Genomic DNA, 18,459 nt, shown 5'->3' on the forward strand with positions numbered 1-18,459 from the left:
CGCCCCGAGCCGGGTGCACTGGTGGCCGGGCATGGGTCGATCAGCTGGCATGAGACCGAGAACGACGAACGAGACTTCATATCCACGTAATCAGGAGGCGACTATGTCAAAGACTCGGCCAACGGCGATCTTGGTGCGCGGCGCCCGCGTGCACAATCTGAAGAACGTCGATGTGGACATCCCGTTGAATCAGCTCGTCGCAGTCGCGGGGGTTTCCGGCTCTGGAAAATCCTCCCTGGCGCTCGGCGTGGTCTACGCGGAAGGATCACGCCGATACGTGGAAGCACTCTCCACCTACACCCGCCGACGCATGACGCACGCTGCCCGTGCCACGGTCGACTCGGTCACCTACGTGCCGGCTGCGCTCGCACTGCGTCAACGGCCGGGTGTGCCCAGCGTACGATCGACGTTCGGCACGTCCACAGAGCTGCTGAACGTTTTGAGAGTCGCGTTCTCGCGGCTTGGGTCGCACCTCTGTCCCAATGGACACCGTCTCGCCCCGACGATCGATGTCGCTGCGAACCTGGATCTCCAATGCCCAATCTGTGGAGCGACGTTCTATCCCCCCGGTGCCGAGTCCCTCGCCTTCAATTCAGACGGCGCGTGCTCGGTGTGCACCGGGACGGGATTCGTCCGCGACATCGACGACGCGGCGCTTGTGCCTGATCCGACGAAATCGATCAGCGAAGGCGCCGTCGCACCCTGGGGGATGTTCGGTCTGTCCGTGATGCCGCAGGTCGCTGCTGAACTCGGAGTACGCATCGATGTGCCGTACCACGACCTCACCGACGCGGAACGGAGCATTGTCCTCGATGGGGCCTCGGTCAAGCGCGAGATCCGAGTGCCCTCGAAATCCGGGAAGCTCTTCGACCTGAACTTCACCTACCGCAATGCCCGACTCGCGGTCCGCGAAGCAATGGACAAGGCAACGAGCGAAACGGGGCTGGCACGAGTCAATCGGTTCATCACAGCGCAGGAGTGCTGGTCATGCCACGGGAGCCGACTGTCGAACGACGCTCTCGGTAGCGAGGTCGACGGAATCAACCTGGCCGCCGCGACCAGCAAGGACCTCAGCGCCGTCATGGACTGGATGGCCACGATCCCGAGCCTCGTCTCATCCGAGCTTCGCCCGATGGCGAGGCTGATCGCCGAACAATTCGCCGAGATGGGCACGCGTCTCCTCGAGCTTGGTCTCGGGTATCTCACCCTCGACCGGGCGAGCTCGACCCTTTCCACCGGCGAGCGCCAGCGGGTGCAACTCGCTCGAGCTGTCCGTAGCCAGACGACTGGAGTCCTGTATGTCCTGGACGAGCCGTCCATCGGGCTCCACCCGGCGAACATCGACGGTCTGGTCGGGGTGATGCGCGACCTACTGGACGATGGGAACTCGGTCATCCTCGTCGACCATGACGTGCAGGTGCTCCGCGAAGCCGATTGGGTGATCGAGATCGGTCCCGGTTCAGGCGGAAACGGCGGGACGGTGCTCGCTCAGGGAACCGTCGCGCAGATCGGCGCACATCCGAATTCACTGATCGGGGGCTACCTGGTCGGGGATGAGGACGTCATCGGCCGGAAGCGCGCCACAGCCGATGAGATGTTCTCGATGGGCACGATCCAGGTCGCAACGACGCCCGTCCACACGGTCCATGCACTCGAGGTCGCGATCCCGAAGGGGCGACTCATCGCGGTCACCGGCATGTCCGGCTCGGGCAAGACCACGTTGGTGCTCGACAGCCTGGCAGCGGCCATCAATGCAAGCCGGGACGGCACGAAGATACCCGCCCACGTCCAGAGCTTGAGTGCTGCAGGCCTCTCGAGCGCCGAGGTGGTCGACGCGACTCCGATCGGCACCAACGTCCGGTCGACGGTCGCGACCTACAGTGGCATCCTCGACGAGTTACGCAGACTCTTCGCCGCCACCGATGTCGCGCGGGCTCGAGGACTGGGCGCGGGTGACTTCTCGTACAACACCGGGTCCCTCCGGTGTTCCCGATGCGAGGGTACGGGGCAGGTCGTACTCGACGTCCAGTTCCTTCCGGATGTCGAGATCCCCTGTCCGACGTGTGTCGGAACCCGGTACGGGCCGGACGCGGACAGGGTCAGGATCACCACCAGTCGGGGTGACCGAAGTCTGCCGGAGCTCCTCGCCAGCACGGTCGAGGACGCTGGAGACATCTTGGCCGACCGTCCTCGCATCGCTCAGCGGCTCCAGACGCTCAGCTCTCTCGGCCTCGGTTATCTCACGCTGGGCGAGGACACACCGGCACTGTCCGGGGGCGAGGCTCAGCGGCTGAAGCTTGCAACCGAGCTCGGTCGGAAGCATCGAGGCACGCTCTTCATCTTCGACGAACCATCTGTCGGCCTGCATCCTCGCGATATCTCGGTCCTCCTCGGCGTCCTGGATCGATTGCTGGCCACCGGCGCGACGGTGATCGTCATCGAACACGACCTGGACGTGATCTCGAACGCCGACTACGTGATCGACATGGGGCCGGGTGGAGGTGTCGAGGGAGGCAGGGTCGTGGCGACCGGCACTCCTGAGGAGGTCTGCCGCAACCCGGAAAGCGTCACAGGCCGATACCTGGGACCTGCCCTGAAGATCACTGGTGAGCGGACTGTCGGCTGACGGGAAGAACGGATTCGGGCCGGGCAGGTCATGGCGACGCGGTGACGATATGGGGGCGCCCGGTGATGGGGTGGTCGATGATGCGCGAATCGACGTGGAAGACGTCGTTGGTCAGCGACGGGGTCAGCGTCTGAGCCGGCGGACCATCGGCGTGGACACGACCGTCCTTCATGACGATGATGCGGTCGGCGTGGGAGACGGCGTGATCCAGGTCATGCAACACGATGATGCGGGTGAGCTCCACCGCAGCCAGGAGCTCGAGCAGCTCGTGCTGCGCAGTGACATCGAGGTGGTTCGTCGGCTCATCCAGTAGGAGGACAGGCGCGTCCTGTGCAAGGGCACGAGCCAGGAGTACCCGCTGGCGCTCACCGCCCGACAACGTGCTGTAGCGGCGATCCGAGAGGTGAGCGGCTCTGCAGCGCTGCAAAGCAGACTCGATCACATCGCGATCTCGGACCGACTCACCACGAAACCACGGCTGGTGCACATGACGTCCTGTGGCGACGATGTCACTCACGCGGAGACCGTCGTTGTTCGTCTGGTGTTGCGTGACCACGGCCCGCAACTTCGCAGCTTCCCGGGGTGACGCCTCCCACACGTCTGTTGTGCCGATGATGATCTGCCCCGTGTCAGGCTTCAGCGCACGATACAGGGCGCGAAGCAGCGTCGATTTCCCTGAACCATTCGGTCCGACGATCGCGACGAACGCGCCCGGCTCGATATCCAGCGAGAGCTGCTCGATGAACGGCCGTCCTCCCACGCTCACCTGGAGCTCATCGATGGAGAGCTTCATGACCGCCCCTCCGGCGAACGCATCAACCAGAGGAAGAAGGGCCCGCCGACCAAAGCCGTGAAGATCGTGAGTGGATACTCGTTCGGGCTGCCAATGGTCCGCGCGACGAGATCGACGAGGACCAGGAAGACTGCGCCGGACAGCGCGGAGACGGGCAGCAGCCGCCGATGGTCCGCTCCGACCAGCATTCGAACCGCGTGAGGGACGATCAAGCCGACGAACCCGACGCCGCCTGCGACAGCCACCGTGACGGCGGTCAAGAGCGCAGCGACAAGCAGCAGTCCGAGTCGGAATCGACGGAGATCGACTCCCACGGCGACGGCGTCATCGTCTCCGAGAGCAAGCGCATTCAACCCGCGCGCTTGAATGAGCAGCCAAGCACCAGCTCCGAGCAGAGCGACAGTGGGCAAGGCGAGCGTTTCCCAACGAGCCCCTGCTACGCTCCCCATCATCCAGAAGAGGATGCCCCGAACCTGTCCAGGCTCGGCCTGCAACTGCGCAAAGCTGGTTCCGGCCATCGCGACGTATCCCAACGCCACTCCCGACAGCACCAAACGGATGTCCGTGAACGAACCGGACCGCTGAGCGAACGCGAAGACGAGGAGCAGGAGAACCAGCGCACCGATGAAGGCCGCCGCCGGTGTGCTGAGTCCGAACAGCGCGCCGGAGCCGAAGGACATGACCAACACTGCCCCCAACGAGGCCCCGGACGACACACCGACGATATATGGATCTGCGAGCGGATTTCGGAGCAACCCTTGGAGTGCGGCACCGGCCAGTGCGAGGCTGGCGCCCACGACGGCGGCCATGAGAACCCGGGGGACTCGCAGCTCCCAGACGATCTGCTGGTCGAGCGGATCGAGCCCTGCCGCTCGACGGGTGAGGTTCGCACACAACACGGCGATGACCCGGTCTGCGGAGATGTTGACGCTACCGAAACCGATCGCGAGCAGCGCCACCACAACGGTCACGCAGACCGTCGCCGCCAACCACCATGCGAGTGGCGCATTTCCCCCCGAACGATGCGCGGCACTGGCCGCCGGCACCGTTCTAGAACGCGTCGGGATGTGCGGCACGGGCGATCTTGTCGATGGCTGCGGCGTTCGTAGGGCCGACGTACACCCCGTCGGAGACCTTGACGTAGTTGTTGGTCCGTGAAGCCTCCCACTGGGGGTACGCGGCAAAGATCTTTGCGGCCGCGGCGTCGAGGTCCTCCCCCGGCATGAATCCACCGACGACGAGCAGCTGCACATCGGCTGCCGCCAACTGCTCTTCAGTGATGTTCTCGGTCAGGTCGGTGTCCGCGTTGGCGAAGGTACTCGTGACTCCGGCTCGCTCGAGCACATCGTCGAAAATACCGCCGGCCATGACCGCCGGAAGTCCGTTCGCACTCATCATCGACATCCCTGGGAACACGATGAGCCCGGTCGGTCGGTCCGCTCCGTCCACGGCCAGTGAGACGGCTTCGATCTGTTGACGTTGCTCATCGACGAGTGCCTGTGCCGCGGCCTGCACGTCGAACACGTTGCCGACAAGGTTCAAGAAGTCGAAGGACGACTCGATCGTGGCAGAGGCGAACGTCTCTCGTTCGGCGTCAGTCGCATCATCCTTCCCCATGGCACAGTTGGCAGGATTCACAATGGACTCGATACCGAGACCTGCGAGTTCCTCCCGCGTTGCCTGCCCGGCATCCGCGTCGAAACCTCCAGACCAGGTCGATATCACCAGGTCTGGTTTGAGCGCCAGGAGATGTTCCGACGGGATGTCGAAACTCCCCATGTCGAGATTCGCTGTCGGCAGTGCGTCGATCTGCTCGACGAGTTCGGGACTGTCCGACATGCCGTAGTTCTGCGCATTGGCGAGCACAGCATCGCTCAGCCCCAGCATGACCATCGACTCGACTTCGCTGACCGAAGCGCCGTTGAGGAGCACGACCCGCTCAGGAGCTTTCTCGAACGTCTGCTCGTATCCGCAGTTGTCGATCGTGAAGGGATAGCTGGTCGCTCCCCCGGTCAATTTCGTTCCGTCGGTAAGAGCAGCCTCGGGTGCTGCAGCTTGCGCAGAGCAACCAGCCAGTGCCGCCAGGAGGAATGCCGCTCCGACCGCGAGCGCGGTGCGTCGTTGACGGGGAGAGTTCATGAGCGAGATCGCCTTTCACAGGACACGAGTGCGTGGATGGCCCAACCACTGATCGACGGAAGGACCCAGAGCGTGGAGAACACCCGTATAACGCCAAGGTCGAGCACGAGTGCATGATTCACGACGCTACTCTACATCATGTAGAGCAACGATCCATGGAGCTCGCGGGTTTGTTCTACATGTTGTAGAATCAGCTCGGATGCGATGTCGTCACCTGAGGAGCGTCCCATCCAATCGGAGGCCGGCCCTTCCGCTCGTCACGGAGACACACGGGTCGGCCTCCTCCCTCAAGGTGGTGCGCATCAGGGACGATGACCCCGGCCAGGTTCGAAGACACGTCCACGCCGGCACTCAGATACCGAGGTCCCCGAGCCATTCGTGCACCGCTCGAGGCCGCAGGCCCAACAGGCTCACAGCGGACACTGAACCGTCGGTCGCCCGACTCTGAACCTGAGCACGGTGCAGGCGGTCGACGACAGACTGGCCGGACACCGCGCCCCCGTCGGCGAACGCACTGAGCTCAAGGAACGCGTCCTGCGAGATGGCCTCGTAGGCGATCTCACGTTCGAAGTAGCGACTGAAACCAGCCGCGATGTCGGGACCAGACAGCCCCGGAGAGGCACCGACCAATACGCGCCCGCCGACGTGCTGGTGGAAGAGCTGGGTGACGGTGTCCGCGACATCGAGGTGCGAGCTCCAGCGGAGCCTTACGTCACGGTGCATCGGGAGCCGGAGCACCCCCTCGCGAAGCGCTGCGTCGAAGATCTGCGGCGCCAGCAGGTTCTCAAGCGAGATCTGCGGCTCGACGACGGCGAACGGGACACCGATGGCCTGCAGCTCATGATGCAGGATGGCGATGGCCGAACCGGAGCCGGGGCCAATTGCGTGCCCGCTCGTGGACATGACGACGCGCCTGGGTCGAGCGACGCGAATGGCTCGGCTGACCGCCATCATCTGCGCGCGATGGTCCTCCGGTCGTCCCTCAGGGAGGTGGATGAAGACGCCACCCGAACCGCGATAGGCCCGTATCAGAGCTTCGGTGGACGACAGATCTACGACCATGGCCGGGCCTCCGATGCGAGTGACATCTCGGATAGCCCCGATCGCGTTGAAGCCGGCAGCGGTGAGCGCGGTCACGACGGGTGCTCCTTGCGCCCCTGTTGCACCGTGCACGATGTACCTCGGCGACGGACTACTCATCGGCCTCACCCACTTCCTCTGACACTCGCGCATTGGTCGACAAGCGACGTCGGCAGGTTCACCACACCGGCCAGAAGCCGAGGCACATACCGATCGCCATGAGCGCCATGAGGGAGAGGTTCAGACGAACGACAGAGGGAGCCCGTCGTAGGCGGATGAAACTCGCGAGGTACCAGATCGTCGACACACCGAAGGCGACCATGAACGACACACTGATGACGTTCTCGGCCGTCCACATGAGGCCCTGCGGCGGATCCATGTGCCCCTCGTCGTGGGACATGCCGTTCATCAGGACGCCCATGACGACCATCGCTCCCATCATGAACGCATGGAACCCGACCCTGGCCCAGCCAGCGTGATGATGACTCGAGATGGGCGAATCCGGGTCCGTGTGACGAGCCGGAGCGGGAGTGCCGAAGAGCAGCACCAGATAGAACAGGGTGGCCAACGAGAAGACGATGATCTGGATGACCGGAGGAAAAACGGCCATACCCCAGGACCATGGCATCGCGAGCATGGAGAAGCTCATGACCACGTGGAAGATGTCGCTGAGCCGCCCTACTGGGTCGCGATCTCGCGCGGCACGGATGAGGTAGCCGACGCCGGTGACGAAGAACAGGACGGTCATGATGATCGCCACGGGGGTTGGGTACGGCACGGTGTCCCTTCAGAACGTGGATACGGCGAACGTCGAGCAGATGCTGGGGGAGGTGGCAGCTTGGGGTCGAGGTGTTCCTGAAACCATCACGCTCGCGTCGCACGTCGTTGGAATTCCCCGACCAGCACGTCCGTGACGACGAAGGCGGCGAGACTCAGACCGAGCAGCGGAAGGAACAGCCCGATCACCAGCCCCCCGGCCAGGATCGCCAGCACCCCCCACCAGGGTGCACGTGCAAGCACCTGTGAGGCCGGCGGCTTCCCGACGAGGCGCCCGCCGCCCGTTGGACGGCGCTTCCACCACATCAGGTACCCGAAGATGACCATTGCCATGATCCCGGCCGCGAGCACGAACAACGCCAGTTGATTGGGGAGCCCGAACATCGATCCCATGTGGGTGTCGATGCCCCAGCGCGTGAGCTTCGCCGCCAGTGGGAATTCCGAGAAATCCGTGCGGTCCGTCACTCGCATCGTCGCACCGTCGATGGCGACCGCGTCTACTTCCGTCGGAAAGCTGCGTTGAATCTCCTGGACCACCCACGCCGAGCCTGCCTCTGCGGGGGGCCTGATCTCCACCAACCCCGTGTTGACGTTGACGCCTCGGGCGACAGCCAGTGCTCGCTCGAAATCCCCGGGAGAGGGTGCAGGAGCCGGAGTACCGCCGTCGGACGCACCTCCCCCGCCATGCCCAGCGTGTTCTCCGCTTGGGGATGAACCGCCGGAGAGGTCCGTCTGTACTGACGGAGTCGACCAATCGAACGCTTGACGAAGCGTGCTGAAGTTCCCCCCACCCCATTGCGACCACGAGATACCCGTGGCCGAGAGGAACAGAGCGCCGATGAGTAGCCACACTCCGGTGGATGCATGCCAAGAGAAGATGCGGCGATATCCGCGCGCCGAACGATTGGGGCGGAGGAAGTCTCTTTTGGAGCGACTCCTCCGTATACGCGCTATCCACAGCCCGAGGCCTGCCAGGGCGATGATGCCAAGCCAGGATGCGGCGAGCTCGCTGTACAGTCGTCCCGCATCGCCCAGGTGGAGATTGCGATGCAACTGATCGATCCATGTGCGGATCGGGAGAGCGCCACTCGTCCCATAGGCGGTGAGGTCCCCGCGGATCTCCGCGGTCGAAGGATCGACGAAGATCGCTCTCGTCTCACTCTCCCCGAGACGGCCGTCCGCGTACATCACGCGGGTGGTGTCACCCGGGCGAGGTGCCGGCCGCACTGCGACGATGGTCTCTGACCCACCGACAAACGCCTCCGAGGCAGCAATCTGCTCGGCGAGTGGCACGGTGTGACCACGCACCGGCGCATGCAGCTGCTGGGCGTAGACCATCTGCTCCAACTGAGGCGTCAACGCATACAGAGCCCCACTGCCCGCAGCGACGAGGATGAACGGCCCCACGAAGATGGCGGCGTAGAAATGCAGGCGGAGGAGAAAGGACGGAAACCAGCTGCGCCGGCGGGGCAGCCCCGCCGGAGGGCCCGCATCAGCGCCGCGTGCGTCCTGGCGGTCGTGCAACCTGGTCAATACCTTCTCCTTCGGGCGCGTGGAGTCACCGAGTTCCATGAGGATCTGCGGAAACCGAGAGCGTGCTTTCGCATGTGCTCTACAAATAGTAGAGCACATGCGGCGACCCTCCGTGGCAACGGAACATCGGACAGGCGGGATGACATACGCGCGTACTACTGCTTGTAGAGTAGACGAGGGCAGCTGCCCTCCATCGACTGAGAGAGGTACCTCATGTCCGACATCACGACCACCTACTCGGTATCAGGTATGACGTGCGAGCATTGCGTCGCGTCCGTGACCGAAGAGCTCTCCGAGATCTCCACAGTCCACGCGGTGGACGTCCACCTCGAATCCGGATCCGTGCAGGTGTCATCGACCGCGCCGCTCAGCGAAGCCGCCATCCGGAACGCCATCGAAGACGTCGGCTACACCTTCAACGGCCTCGCCTCAAGCTGAGGCGCCTCTGTGAACGACATCGCAGCGCGGGAGCGACCGAGCCATGTGCAGGCGCTTCGGCGTCCTTTGACCGCTGCGGTGGCACTGTCGGCGCTCATCGTGATCGGGGTGATCCTGGCGGTCGGTGATTCGAGTTACGTCGACCTCAGCAGAGGCGACCCGGGGCCAACCGTGTCTCTTGGGACCGGTGTCCTTCGGCTGATCGCCGAGTGGGCGGGCATCCTCTGCGTGAGTGCGCTCGTGTACGTGGCGTTCCTGCAGGTCCGAAGCGGGCGAGAACGAACCGTTGTCGAGAACATTGCCGAGCTCTCCGTCGTTCGGGTGAGCGCACTCGTCTGGACGCTCGCCGGAGGTGGGCTGGTCGTCTTCGACGCAGCGGATGCGAACGGGGTGACGCTCGAGCGCGTGCTGTCTCCCGGCGGCCTGCCCTACCTCGTGAGCGCGATGGATCTCCCGAAAGCCTGGATCCTCGTCACCGTCGCGGCTTTCATCATCTTCTGCGGCGCGTGGTGGACGCGATCCTGGACGACCACACTCGTCTTAGCGGCCGTGGCGGTCCTCGCCTTGATCAGTCCAGTCCTGGTTCATCAGGTCCTGGTCGGGCCCGGCCATGACTTCGGCAGTGATCTCGCAACCTTCGGCGTGCCGGCAGCCGGGATCGTGATCGGTGTGCCGATCGTACTCATCCTCGTCACGGCGAGAGGCTTCGGGCTCCCGCCACGGACGCTGCGGCGCGCCCGAGTCCTACTCCGAGGCACCTGGGCCGTCGCGTTCGCGGTGGAGATCGGTTTGCTCCTCTTCAAGACCGTGTTGCTGAGATTCGCCCTCACACCGACAGCAGGACTGATCGCCGTCCGGCTCCTCGTCCTCCTGCTCGTCGCAGCGCTCGCGTCAGCACTCATTGCTCGGCTTCTGGATGCTTCCTCCCCGGACGCGTCGAGGGCGGTCGCCCTCAGGCACCTCTGGCCGCTTGCCCTGACGGCCGCCGTCTACATCGGCGTCACCGTCGCGATGACGAGAATCCCCCCGCCCCAGTACTTCATGCCCGTCAGCGCCATGGAAGTGCTGTTCGGCTTCGAGATGCTGAAGACCCCGACGCTTGCCATCCTCTTCGGCGAATGGAGAGGCAACATCTTGTTCGCCGTCGTCGGTGCTGTGGCGGTCATCCTGTACCTCGGTGCCGTCATCAGGCTCCGCCGCCGCGGGGACGCATGGCCGGTCGGCCGCACCGTGGCCTGGGTCCTCGGTTGGGCCGTCATCGTTTTCGCGACGTCCTCCGGATTCGGATCCTATTCCGGCCCGTCGTTCAGCATCCACATGATGGTGCACATGGGTCTGAACATGTTCGGCCCAGTCCTCCTCGCGATGGGCGGCGTGGTCACCCTCCTCCTTCGGGCTACGCCGCCCGCCAAGCGACGAGACGTGGCTGGACCACATGAATGGTTGATCGACATCATCGGCAGCCCGATCGCCCGATTGGTGTTCAATCCGATACTCGTGTTCCTGGTATTCGTCGGGTCGTACTACGCGTTGTATCTGTCGCCGTTGTTCGAGGAGGCTATGCGCTTCCACTGGTCGCATCAACTCATGAACATCCACTTCCTGGTCTCCGGGTACCTCTTCTACTCGCTGATCATCGGCGTGGATCGCCCCCCGCGGCCGTTGCCGCACCTCGGCAAACTCGGGTTCGTCCTCGCAGCGATGCCGTTCCACGCATTCTTCGGAGTGATCGTGATGACGAGCACCACGCTGATCGCCGGAAACTTCTACGCCTACATGAGGGCTCCGTGGCACGACGACTTGCTCGCCGACCAGCACCTCGGCGGGGGCATCGCCTGGGCTGCGGGAGAAATCCCGTTGCTCATCGTGGTGATCGCACTGTGCCTGCAATGGGCGCGTCAAGATGACCGAGAAGCGAAACGCAAGGATCGACACCTCGATTCCGGGGTGGACGAGGACTTCGACGCGTACAACGACATGCTGAAACACCTCGCCGACCGGGGTCGGCTCCAGCCCCAGCAGCCGACGGCATCCGCTCAACGAAAGGACACTGGATCGTGAACTTCAGCGACGACTACCTCGAACTGAACGTCAGCGGAATGACCTGTGCCGCGTGCGCCGGCCGAGTCGAACGAAGCCTCAACAAGTTGGACGGCGTGACCGCCTCGGTGAATTACGCGACCGAACGAGCCGTGGTCGCCGGACTCACGCCAGCGGAGTCCGAACGTGCACTCGAAGCCATCACCAAGGCCGGCTACGGTGCGGTGGTCCGCACTGAGGGCGATGACGACTGGAACCGCCGTGCCACGGCGGACCGGATCGCCTCCCTGAGACGGCGCCTCACACTCTCCGCGATACTCACCATCCCCCTCTGCGACCTGACCATCATCCTGGCCCTCGTCCCCGATCTGAGATTTCCCCTGTGGGAACTCGTCTGCATCTTGCTGGCCTTGCCCATCGTCTTCTGGTGCGCATTGCCGTTCCACCGTGCCACGATCAGAAATCTGCGCCATGGCACCGTGAGCATGGACACCTTGGTATCGCTCGGCATCGTCGCCTCCTTCGGATGGGCGGTGACGACTCTCCTCATCGGCGGATCGGACGAGCCAGGCTATTGGCTCGGATTCGGGATGACCCCGGCCGGGGCGGACTCGATCTACTTGGACGTTGCGGCAGGCATGACGACCTTCCAACTCGCGGGTCGATACTTCGAGACGCGTTCGCGCCGACGGGCGGGCGACGTCCTCTCAGCACTCGGCAACTTGGCCGCCACGGAGGCGAGAGTGCTGAGATCTGGCGTGGAACACGTCATCCCGACCATCGAGCTCCGCAAGGGCGACACAATCATCGTCCTCGCCGGCGAGACGATCGCCGCGGACGGCACCGTCGTCGCCGGTTCCGGTGTCGTCGATGCCAGCATGATGACTGGCGAGCCGGTTCCGATAGAGGTCGTCCAGGGATCCCCCGTCGTCGGCGGCACGATCAACACCTCTGGCCGACTGACAGTGGAAGCGACCTCCGTGGGAACCAACACGCAGCTGGCACAGATGGCGTCGCTGGCTGAACAGGCCCAGGAACGAAAAGCCCGAGTACAGAAACTCGTCGACCGGATCATCACCGTGTTCGTTCCAGCGGTCATCTCACTGTCACTCGTCGTCGGATTCGCGTGGCTTGCGTTCGGAGCAGCACCTCGAGACGCCTTCGGCACGGCCATTGCGGTCCTCATCATCGCTTGTCCGTGCGCTCTCGGCCTCGCAACCCCCACCGCGCTCATGGTCGGCGTCGGTCGAGGGGCCCAGATCGGAATCCTCATCAAGGGACAGGACGCACTGGAAGCAAGTGGGCGAATCGACACCGTCGTCTTCGACAAGACCGGAACGGTGACGACGGGCCAGATGCGTGTTGCCGGCGCCGTGATCGCAGGCTCTCACATGGAACGCGAGGTTCTCGCCATGGCGCGGTCCGTCGAATCCGCATCGGAGCATGCGATCGCGAAAGCGCTGGTGGAGTACGCCGATGGACTCGGCGCTCATCATCTCGACGTCACCGACTATGAGACGCTCGCAGGGCTGGGTGCCCGCGGGAGCGTCAACGACAAGGAGGTCCTTGTCGGGAGCGAGAAGCTCGTACGCGCACACGGAGCGAGTCTCGATGACCTGCCGATCGGAGACCCGGAACACACAGCCGTGTACGTCGTCATCGACGGCACTACTGCTGCACGATTCGTGCTGACGGATGAGATCAAGCGCTCCGCTCGACCGACAATCGATCGACTCCGGAACCTCGGACTCCGAACCATCCTCCTCAGTGGAGACGCGACGACCGCGACGGAGCGGGTCGGCGCGCTGGTAGGTGTCGACGAGGTGATCGCCGAGGTCCTCCCGACTGAGAAGGCGGCGACCATCAGTCGACTCCAAGAAGAGGGACACGTCGTCGCGATGGTGGGTGATGGAATCAACGACGCAGCGGCGCTCGCCACCGCAGATCTCGGCCTCGCCATGGTTGAAGGCACCGACGTGGCGATGAAGTCGGCGGACATCATCCTCGTGCGCGATGATCTCGGTGTCGTCGTCGATGCGGTCCAGCTGTCCCGGAAGACACTGAGCACCATCAAGGGCAACCTCATCTGGGCGTTCGGCTACAACCTGGCGGCTATCCCCATCGCGGCAGCTGGTCTGCTCAACCCACTGATCGCCGCGGCCGCAATGAGCGTCTCGTCGATCCTGGTCATCTCGAACAGTCTGCGGCTGCGGAATTACCAGCCGACTCCCCCGACCAGGCCGGAGCGGGGGGTCGCACCGTCCGCTCATGGTCAGCAGAACGCTGCCGGAGCTGGTGTGATCTGACGGATGTGGCCCGCCCCATACCGGACGGGCCGCTTTGAGAAATATAGAATGACTTGGCGAACGAGCGACGGAGGACTCATGGCGGGAGAACGTCTACGAGGGCGCGGCGAGCTGGAGAACACGGTGCTCAGGATCCTCTGGGAGAGTGACGAGGCGCTGCGCGTGCGCGAGATCCAGGAACGTTTCCCCGAGAAGCAGCCTGCGATCACCACACTGCTGACCGTGCTCGAACGGCTGCGGTTGAAGGGGAGTGTCCTACGAGAGGCGGACGGGCCGAAAGGGAACCGCTTCGCCGCGAGCACCAGTGAATCCGGGTACGCCGCAGACGCCATGCTGAGTGCCTTGACCGGGGTCGGCGATCGATCCGCTGCGCTGGTGCACTTCGCTGGAGACCTCGATGACGACGACGTGGAGCTCCTCCGGTCAGCGCTCGACGCCAAAGCACGCCGCTCACGCCGTCAGACCTGAGCGATGTTCCTCGTTCTCGCCCTGTTGGGCTATGCCGCTCTCACGATCGTCATGGCTCCGCTCGTCCTCACACGGGGAATGTGGCGACTTCGATTTCCACGGACGGCACTGTTGCTCTGGCATGGCGCATTCCTCAACGGCATAGCGGCAGCTCTCATCAGCATGGTCGTCGCGGTCGTTCTTGCTGTCGGAGTCCACACCGCTGTACCCGACGGTCGGACCAATGTCCTGGAGCCGACGGTCATCGTCCTTGCTGCATGGCTGGCGCTAGGGACTGTCGGCGGATTGATCGCGCTGGTCTTCGCGAGAGCGGAGCCGCTCTTCGAGCTTGATCGTGAGGCCGAGGCATCGTTCTCGGAATTGCTTGGATCAGGCTTCGCGCGCGTGGAACACGTCGGCAACCTCACCGTGAGGTACATCGACTCCTCCCTGCCGGTCGCGTGCACGACACCGGGACGTCGGCCGGAGGTGATCGTCTCGTCGCGCCTGGAGTATGCACTCACCCCTTGGGAGCTGCGGGCCGTCATCGAACACGAGCGCGCTCATGTCAGACATCGGCATGCATTCGCCAAGCGCCTCGCGCTACTGAACTCAGCCTGTCTCCCGACCGTCCGCGGCGCGACACAGTTCAAGCGTTCCACCAACCTGCTGATTGAACTCATCGCAGACGACAGCGCGGCTCGCGTCTGCGGGAGCGATCAGGTAGCCGCTGCTCTCGCATGCGTTGCGGAGCTGAGCGGAAGTGCCGGAACGGCCGTGAGATCCGAGCGGCTCCTCCAGTTGCCGGCGAAGCGACTGAGTGCCGCTGGCCGTCGGCTCATGGTTGCGGGCGGTTGAGCGTCCTGATCGCAGTCTCCGCCATCCTCTACAATATGTAGAAGTTGTTCGGCATCCACCGCGCGTCGGACAGGGAGGGAAGCCGTATCTCCATACTCCTGGTTCTCACTCAGCTCATCGCCCTTTCTGGACTCATCATCCTCATCGGGTTGGGATCGCCTCCGAGGAACGATGACGTGCCGGACCCCACGTTCGTCGAGGAGATCTCGGGATACGCCGAATCACTTCGCCGATGTCTGGCGCGGCTCAGGAGGCGGGACCACTGAGGTGCGGATCCCATCCTCGAGTCGTCTCAGAGGTCACCAGACTCCTCGGCGCGACCCGTCGAGCTCCCGAGCGGGCCGCGCTGAGTGGTCGGAGATTACTCCGACGGGGAAACTGGCGATCAGTAGACGACGTCGAATGTGGCATCCGCTCGATCAAGCACCGTCGAGATCCGCGTGAGCTCCAGTTGACCGTTGATGTGACGGATGTAGCGATCCGGGTAGTTCACCGACCTGAAGGAGTCCCATCCAGCGTCGGCAAGCCCCGGGACTCTCGTGAAGGTTGCGTCTGCGCGGTAGGCGGCTGTCCCGTCGTTCGGCGCCAGCACCAGCTTGAATCCGGAGTGACGGAGGAAATGCCCCGGGTAGTTCACGGACTCCAACGAGACCGCCGAGGGGTCCGACAATCCAGCGACGATGCGCCATTGCGAGTCAGCCTGAGGGTCGAACGGAACCGCATCGATACGGGCTCTCAGACCCGCATGCCTGACGTACGAGCCGGGGTAGTTGAACGACTTCAGTCGCTCGCTCTGCGATCCGCCGAAGCGTCCGAGCAAGCGATCATAGTCGGCACGGGTGATCGGCTTGATGCTGTTGTGCTTCGACCCGAGCGGTGCGGTGAAGTCGGCACTGCTGACGGCGTTCCATGTTCCAGTCGTGATGTCGCCCTGCCAGTTGACGAACGTGCTGTTGGGGCAATAGTTGTCACCCCACAACGTCCAGGAACCAGGGTCGGTCAACGACCGCACCAGTGTCGGAGCCTCAGCACATCCGGGGAGGTTCGGGGCCTCCGAATATTGACGGAAACTGCCCGGCTCGAGCGTCGATGACCTCGCTCCCATGAGGCCTGCGTCGGGATTCGGCCCTCGATAGTAGAGGTAGTTCTGGCCCCCAACACCCGTCACGACGTCGGAGTCGATCACACCGCCCCGTCCACCGTTGTCGAAGAAGCGGACAGCCGGTGACGCCGTCCGGAAATCGGTGGTGTAGGAGACCATGATGACGCCTTCTGGCCCACCTGCCGGCGAGGCGGAGTAGGTGATCCCATATTGCTGACGAACGGGGTCCCAATGGACCGCCGGCGCCCAGGTGTATGACCCGGGGTTTGCCGAGTTCACGCTCAGCAACCGATCGCCCGACCAGGTGACGAGGTCGGGTGATGTCCAGACATGCAGGTTGGGATTCGCTTGGCCGAAGGGCACACCGACCTCGAGATCTGTCGCGAGGAGCACCCAGGTGCCGTCCTGCAGTCGATGGATGAACGGGTCGCGAATTCCGCCCGTACCGGCCGTCGGGTCGAGGATCGGCCGGTTGTCGTTGAGTGCCTGCCACTGCCTGCCATCGAGACTCACGGCCAGATGGACGTTGTTGGAGTTCCCGGTGCCGTCAAGGCTCTCCCGGAAGTAGGTCATGACGTAGGCCGCATCGGCGTCCGCAGCTGCTGCCGGGGATACCGGGGTTCCGGCTGTCACGAGCCCAGCAAGTATCGCGACGCTGCTGGCGAGCGCGAGGAGGGATCCTCGGCGCAGCCTGGTCGGCAGATGTCCGGTGCGCTGACGCTGTCGCCGAACGTCCGGAGTGTGAAGTGGGAGCATGCTGGTTCCTTCCAAGGAGTTGCGTGATCGAGCGGTGTCGGGTCGAGAGCGCGTCGCGTTCCGACGCTCCTGATCAGTCGATGGCGAACGTCGCATCGGCCGCACCGACCGTGCCGCTCACCCGCTCCACGTACAGGCGATAGTCGCGGTGCCGAAGGTAGGTTCCGGGTGTGGCGATGGACTCGAAGGACGTCTTGGCGGCGTCCGCAAGCCCTGCACGAAGCGTGAACGATGCCGCGGCCGCGAACGTCGGTGTGTTGTTGGATCTGGCCAATGTGATGCCGGACGGTCCTGCGAGCAGGTAGTGGCCGGGGAAATTCGCCGACTCGAGCGAGTTTCCTCCGGCGAGGCCCTCGACGACGCGGAACCAGGAGTCGACACTGGGTTTGGGCGCGGCGTCGAGGCGACCGACGTAGTTGGCGTGACGGACGAAACGGTCAGGGAAGTTGTGAGACCGCAGGCGCGAGGGCAGGATTCCGGCGGCGACGGGGATGCCGAAATCCGGGGTGCCGTCGGCGTTCCAGTACAGGCGCTGCACCCTCGCGTGGCGGTTCGGGTCGAACAGCGGATCTCCCGGGATGTCCCGGTACTCACGCGCGTGGTAGACCAGCACGTCGATCTCCCCACCACGCCCGTCCGGCGCGGTCGTGAAGCAGTTGTGACCGGGTCCGTACTGGCTCGTGGCATCGTTCGACACGAACACCGGTCCTGACGACTTGACCCATGAGTTCGCCGAGAGCAGATCGGCTGAGGCGTTGGCCGTCAGCAACCCGAGGCAGTAGTTCGCGTCGGTTGCGCTCGCAGAGAAGCTGATGAAGACACGGTCGTTGCGGATGATGACCGACGGGCCTTCGTTAACTTTGAACCCGCGGGTCTCCCATGATGCCGTCGGAACCGAGATGCGGGTCTGGGGTCCGGTGAGGGTCGACGGGTCGGACATCTCCGAGATGTAGAGGTTGCTCCCGGCATCGATGCCGGGTTCCCCCTGAGCCCACACGAGGTACTGGCGGCCGTTGTGCGAGAAGGTCGTGGCGTCGAGAGAGAACGTGTCGAACTGGGTGACGATCCGTCCCCGTACCGTCCAGTTGGCGGTCATGGGATCGGGGCCATCTGCCTGGAGCACGTACGGGCGGACGCGGAAGGGTTCGCCGGCATCGCCGGCCGCGAAGTAGATGTACCATCGTCCGCCGACCTGATGGATCTCCGGTGCCCAGATGTACCCACCCATCGTCCCGCTCGGCGGCCGGACCCAGAGCGTGCGCTCAGTCGCGGTGGCGAGCCCGGCCAGGGATGGCGCGGCCCGAAGGACGATCCGGTCGTACTCGGGGACCGATGCGGTGAAGAGGTAGCGACCGTCGGGATGCCGGTTGATGTGCGGATCGGCCCGTTGCCGGATCAGCGGGTTCTGTGCACCGAGCGGGAGAAGCGCGGGCGCCGCCAGGGCGGCGCCGGCAACGCCGAGTGCGGGTAGCGCCAGTCCCGCCGTCAGCCCTGCGGCTCCGATCAGCAAGGTTCGACGCGAGAGTGAGGAGGTCGCTTGGGCGAGAGGGGTGATGTTCACGGG

The 18,459-nt window shown here is 64.3% G+C and carries 15 protein-coding genes; 7 read left to right on the forward strand and 8 right to left on the reverse strand.

The features are described from left to right. The first annotated feature begins 49 nt into the window (after positions 1-49). Complete coding sequence (locus IFU30_RS13900) at positions 50-2,626, forward strand: ATP-binding cassette domain-containing protein (protein ID WP_240044062.1); 2,577 nt, start codon at positions 50-52, stop codon at positions 2,624-2,626. A gap of 28 nt (positions 2,627-2,654) precedes the next feature. Here IFU30_RS13900 and IFU30_RS13905 read toward each other — a convergent pair whose 3' ends face one another. The 6 genes from IFU30_RS13905 to IFU30_RS13925 all read right to left on the reverse strand — a co-directional run bounded on the left by IFU30_RS13905 (position 2,655) and on the right by IFU30_RS13925 (position 8,987). After that, on the reverse strand, positions 2,655-3,419 hold the full coding sequence (locus IFU30_RS13905; RefSeq protein ID WP_124769860.1) for an ABC transporter ATP-binding protein: 765 nt from the start codon (positions 3,417-3,419) through the stop codon (positions 2,655-2,657). After that, entirely contained in the window at positions 3,416-4,390 is a 975-nt protein-coding gene (locus IFU30_RS13910) for a FecCD family ABC transporter permease (RefSeq protein ID WP_342450870.1), read from the reverse strand. The genes IFU30_RS13905 and IFU30_RS13910 overlap by 4 nt, the downstream gene beginning before the upstream one ends. Before the next feature lie 79 nt (positions 4,391-4,469). Next, the gene (locus IFU30_RS20475) at positions 4,470-5,558 is read right to left on the reverse strand and encodes an ABC transporter substrate-binding protein (RefSeq protein WP_137243660.1); all 1,089 of its coding nucleotides are present in this window, start codon (positions 5,556-5,558) and stop codon (positions 4,470-4,472) included. A 351-nt stretch (positions 5,559-5,909) separates the two neighbouring features. Continuing rightward, positions 5,910-6,791 carry an SDR family oxidoreductase gene (locus IFU30_RS13915; RefSeq protein WP_137243661.1) on the reverse strand — a complete coding sequence of 294 codons (882 nt, stop codon included), beginning with the start codon at positions 6,789-6,791 and terminating at the stop codon, positions 5,910-5,912. A gap of 25 nt (positions 6,792-6,816) precedes the next feature. Next, a complete protein-coding gene (locus tag IFU30_RS13920) occupies positions 6,817-7,398 on the reverse strand; it encodes a DUF5134 domain-containing protein (protein WP_137243662.1) in 582 nt (193 codons plus the stop codon). A 104-nt stretch (positions 7,399-7,502) separates the two neighbouring features. Continuing rightward, complete coding sequence (locus IFU30_RS13925) at positions 7,503-8,987, reverse strand: PepSY-associated TM helix domain-containing protein (protein WP_137243663.1); 1,485 nt, start codon at positions 8,985-8,987, stop codon at positions 7,503-7,505. A gap of 174 nt (positions 8,988-9,161) precedes the next feature. Between IFU30_RS13925 and IFU30_RS13930 the strand changes: the two genes are divergently transcribed. From IFU30_RS13930 to IFU30_RS13955, 6 genes are read left to right on the forward strand one after another with little or no spacing between them, the layout of a single operon-like run. After that, positions 9,162-9,386, forward strand: a complete 225-nt coding sequence (locus IFU30_RS13930) for a heavy-metal-associated domain-containing protein (protein WP_192005578.1) — start codon at positions 9,162-9,164, stop codon at positions 9,384-9,386. Positions 9,387-9,395: 9 nt separating this feature from the next. Next, on the forward strand, positions 9,396-11,447 hold the full coding sequence (locus tag IFU30_RS20935) for a cytochrome c oxidase assembly protein (protein ID WP_137243664.1): 2,052 nt from the start codon (positions 9,396-9,398) through the stop codon (positions 11,445-11,447). Next, positions 11,444-13,732 carry a heavy metal translocating P-type ATPase gene (locus tag IFU30_RS13940; protein ID WP_275068422.1) on the forward strand — a complete coding sequence of 763 codons (2,289 nt, stop codon included), beginning with the start codon at positions 11,444-11,446 and terminating at the stop codon, positions 13,730-13,732. Before IFU30_RS20935 ends, IFU30_RS13940 begins: the two co-directional genes overlap by 4 nt. A gap of 48 nt (positions 13,733-13,780) precedes the next feature. Further along, positions 13,781-14,200 carry a BlaI/MecI/CopY family transcriptional regulator gene (locus IFU30_RS13945; protein WP_191941604.1) on the forward strand — a complete coding sequence of 140 codons (420 nt, stop codon included), beginning with the start codon at positions 13,781-13,783 and terminating at the stop codon, positions 14,198-14,200. Positions 14,201-14,203: 3 nt separating this feature from the next. Next, on the forward strand, positions 14,204-15,037 hold the full coding sequence (locus IFU30_RS13950) for a M56 family metallopeptidase (protein WP_137243666.1): 834 nt from the start codon (positions 14,204-14,206) through the stop codon (positions 15,035-15,037). Between the two features lie 44 nt (positions 15,038-15,081). Beyond that, the gene (locus IFU30_RS13955; RefSeq protein ID WP_137243667.1) at positions 15,082-15,303 is read left to right on the forward strand and encodes a hypothetical protein; all 222 of its coding nucleotides are present in this window, start codon (positions 15,082-15,084) and stop codon (positions 15,301-15,303) included. 119 nt (positions 15,304-15,422) lie between these two features. Here the strand turns inward: IFU30_RS13955 and IFU30_RS20940 are convergent, their stop codons facing one another. Together IFU30_RS20940 and IFU30_RS13965 are read right to left on the reverse strand one after the other, a co-directional pair. Continuing rightward, positions 15,423-16,532 (reverse strand): AbfB domain-containing protein, encoded by a 1,110-nt coding sequence (locus tag IFU30_RS20940; protein WP_197977582.1) that lies wholly within the window; start codon positions 16,530-16,532, stop codon positions 15,423-15,425. 436 nt (positions 16,533-16,968) lie between these two features. Continuing rightward, on the reverse strand, positions 16,969-18,456 hold the full coding sequence (locus IFU30_RS13965) for a family 43 glycosylhydrolase (RefSeq protein WP_197977583.1): 1,488 nt from the start codon (positions 18,454-18,456) through the stop codon (positions 16,969-16,971). Positions 18,457-18,459: the final 3 nt, after the last annotated feature.

The organism is Plantibacter sp. CFBP 8798 (assembly GCF_014841195.1).
Lineage (GTDB): Bacteria > Actinomycetota > Actinomycetes > Actinomycetales > Microbacteriaceae > Plantibacter > Plantibacter auratus.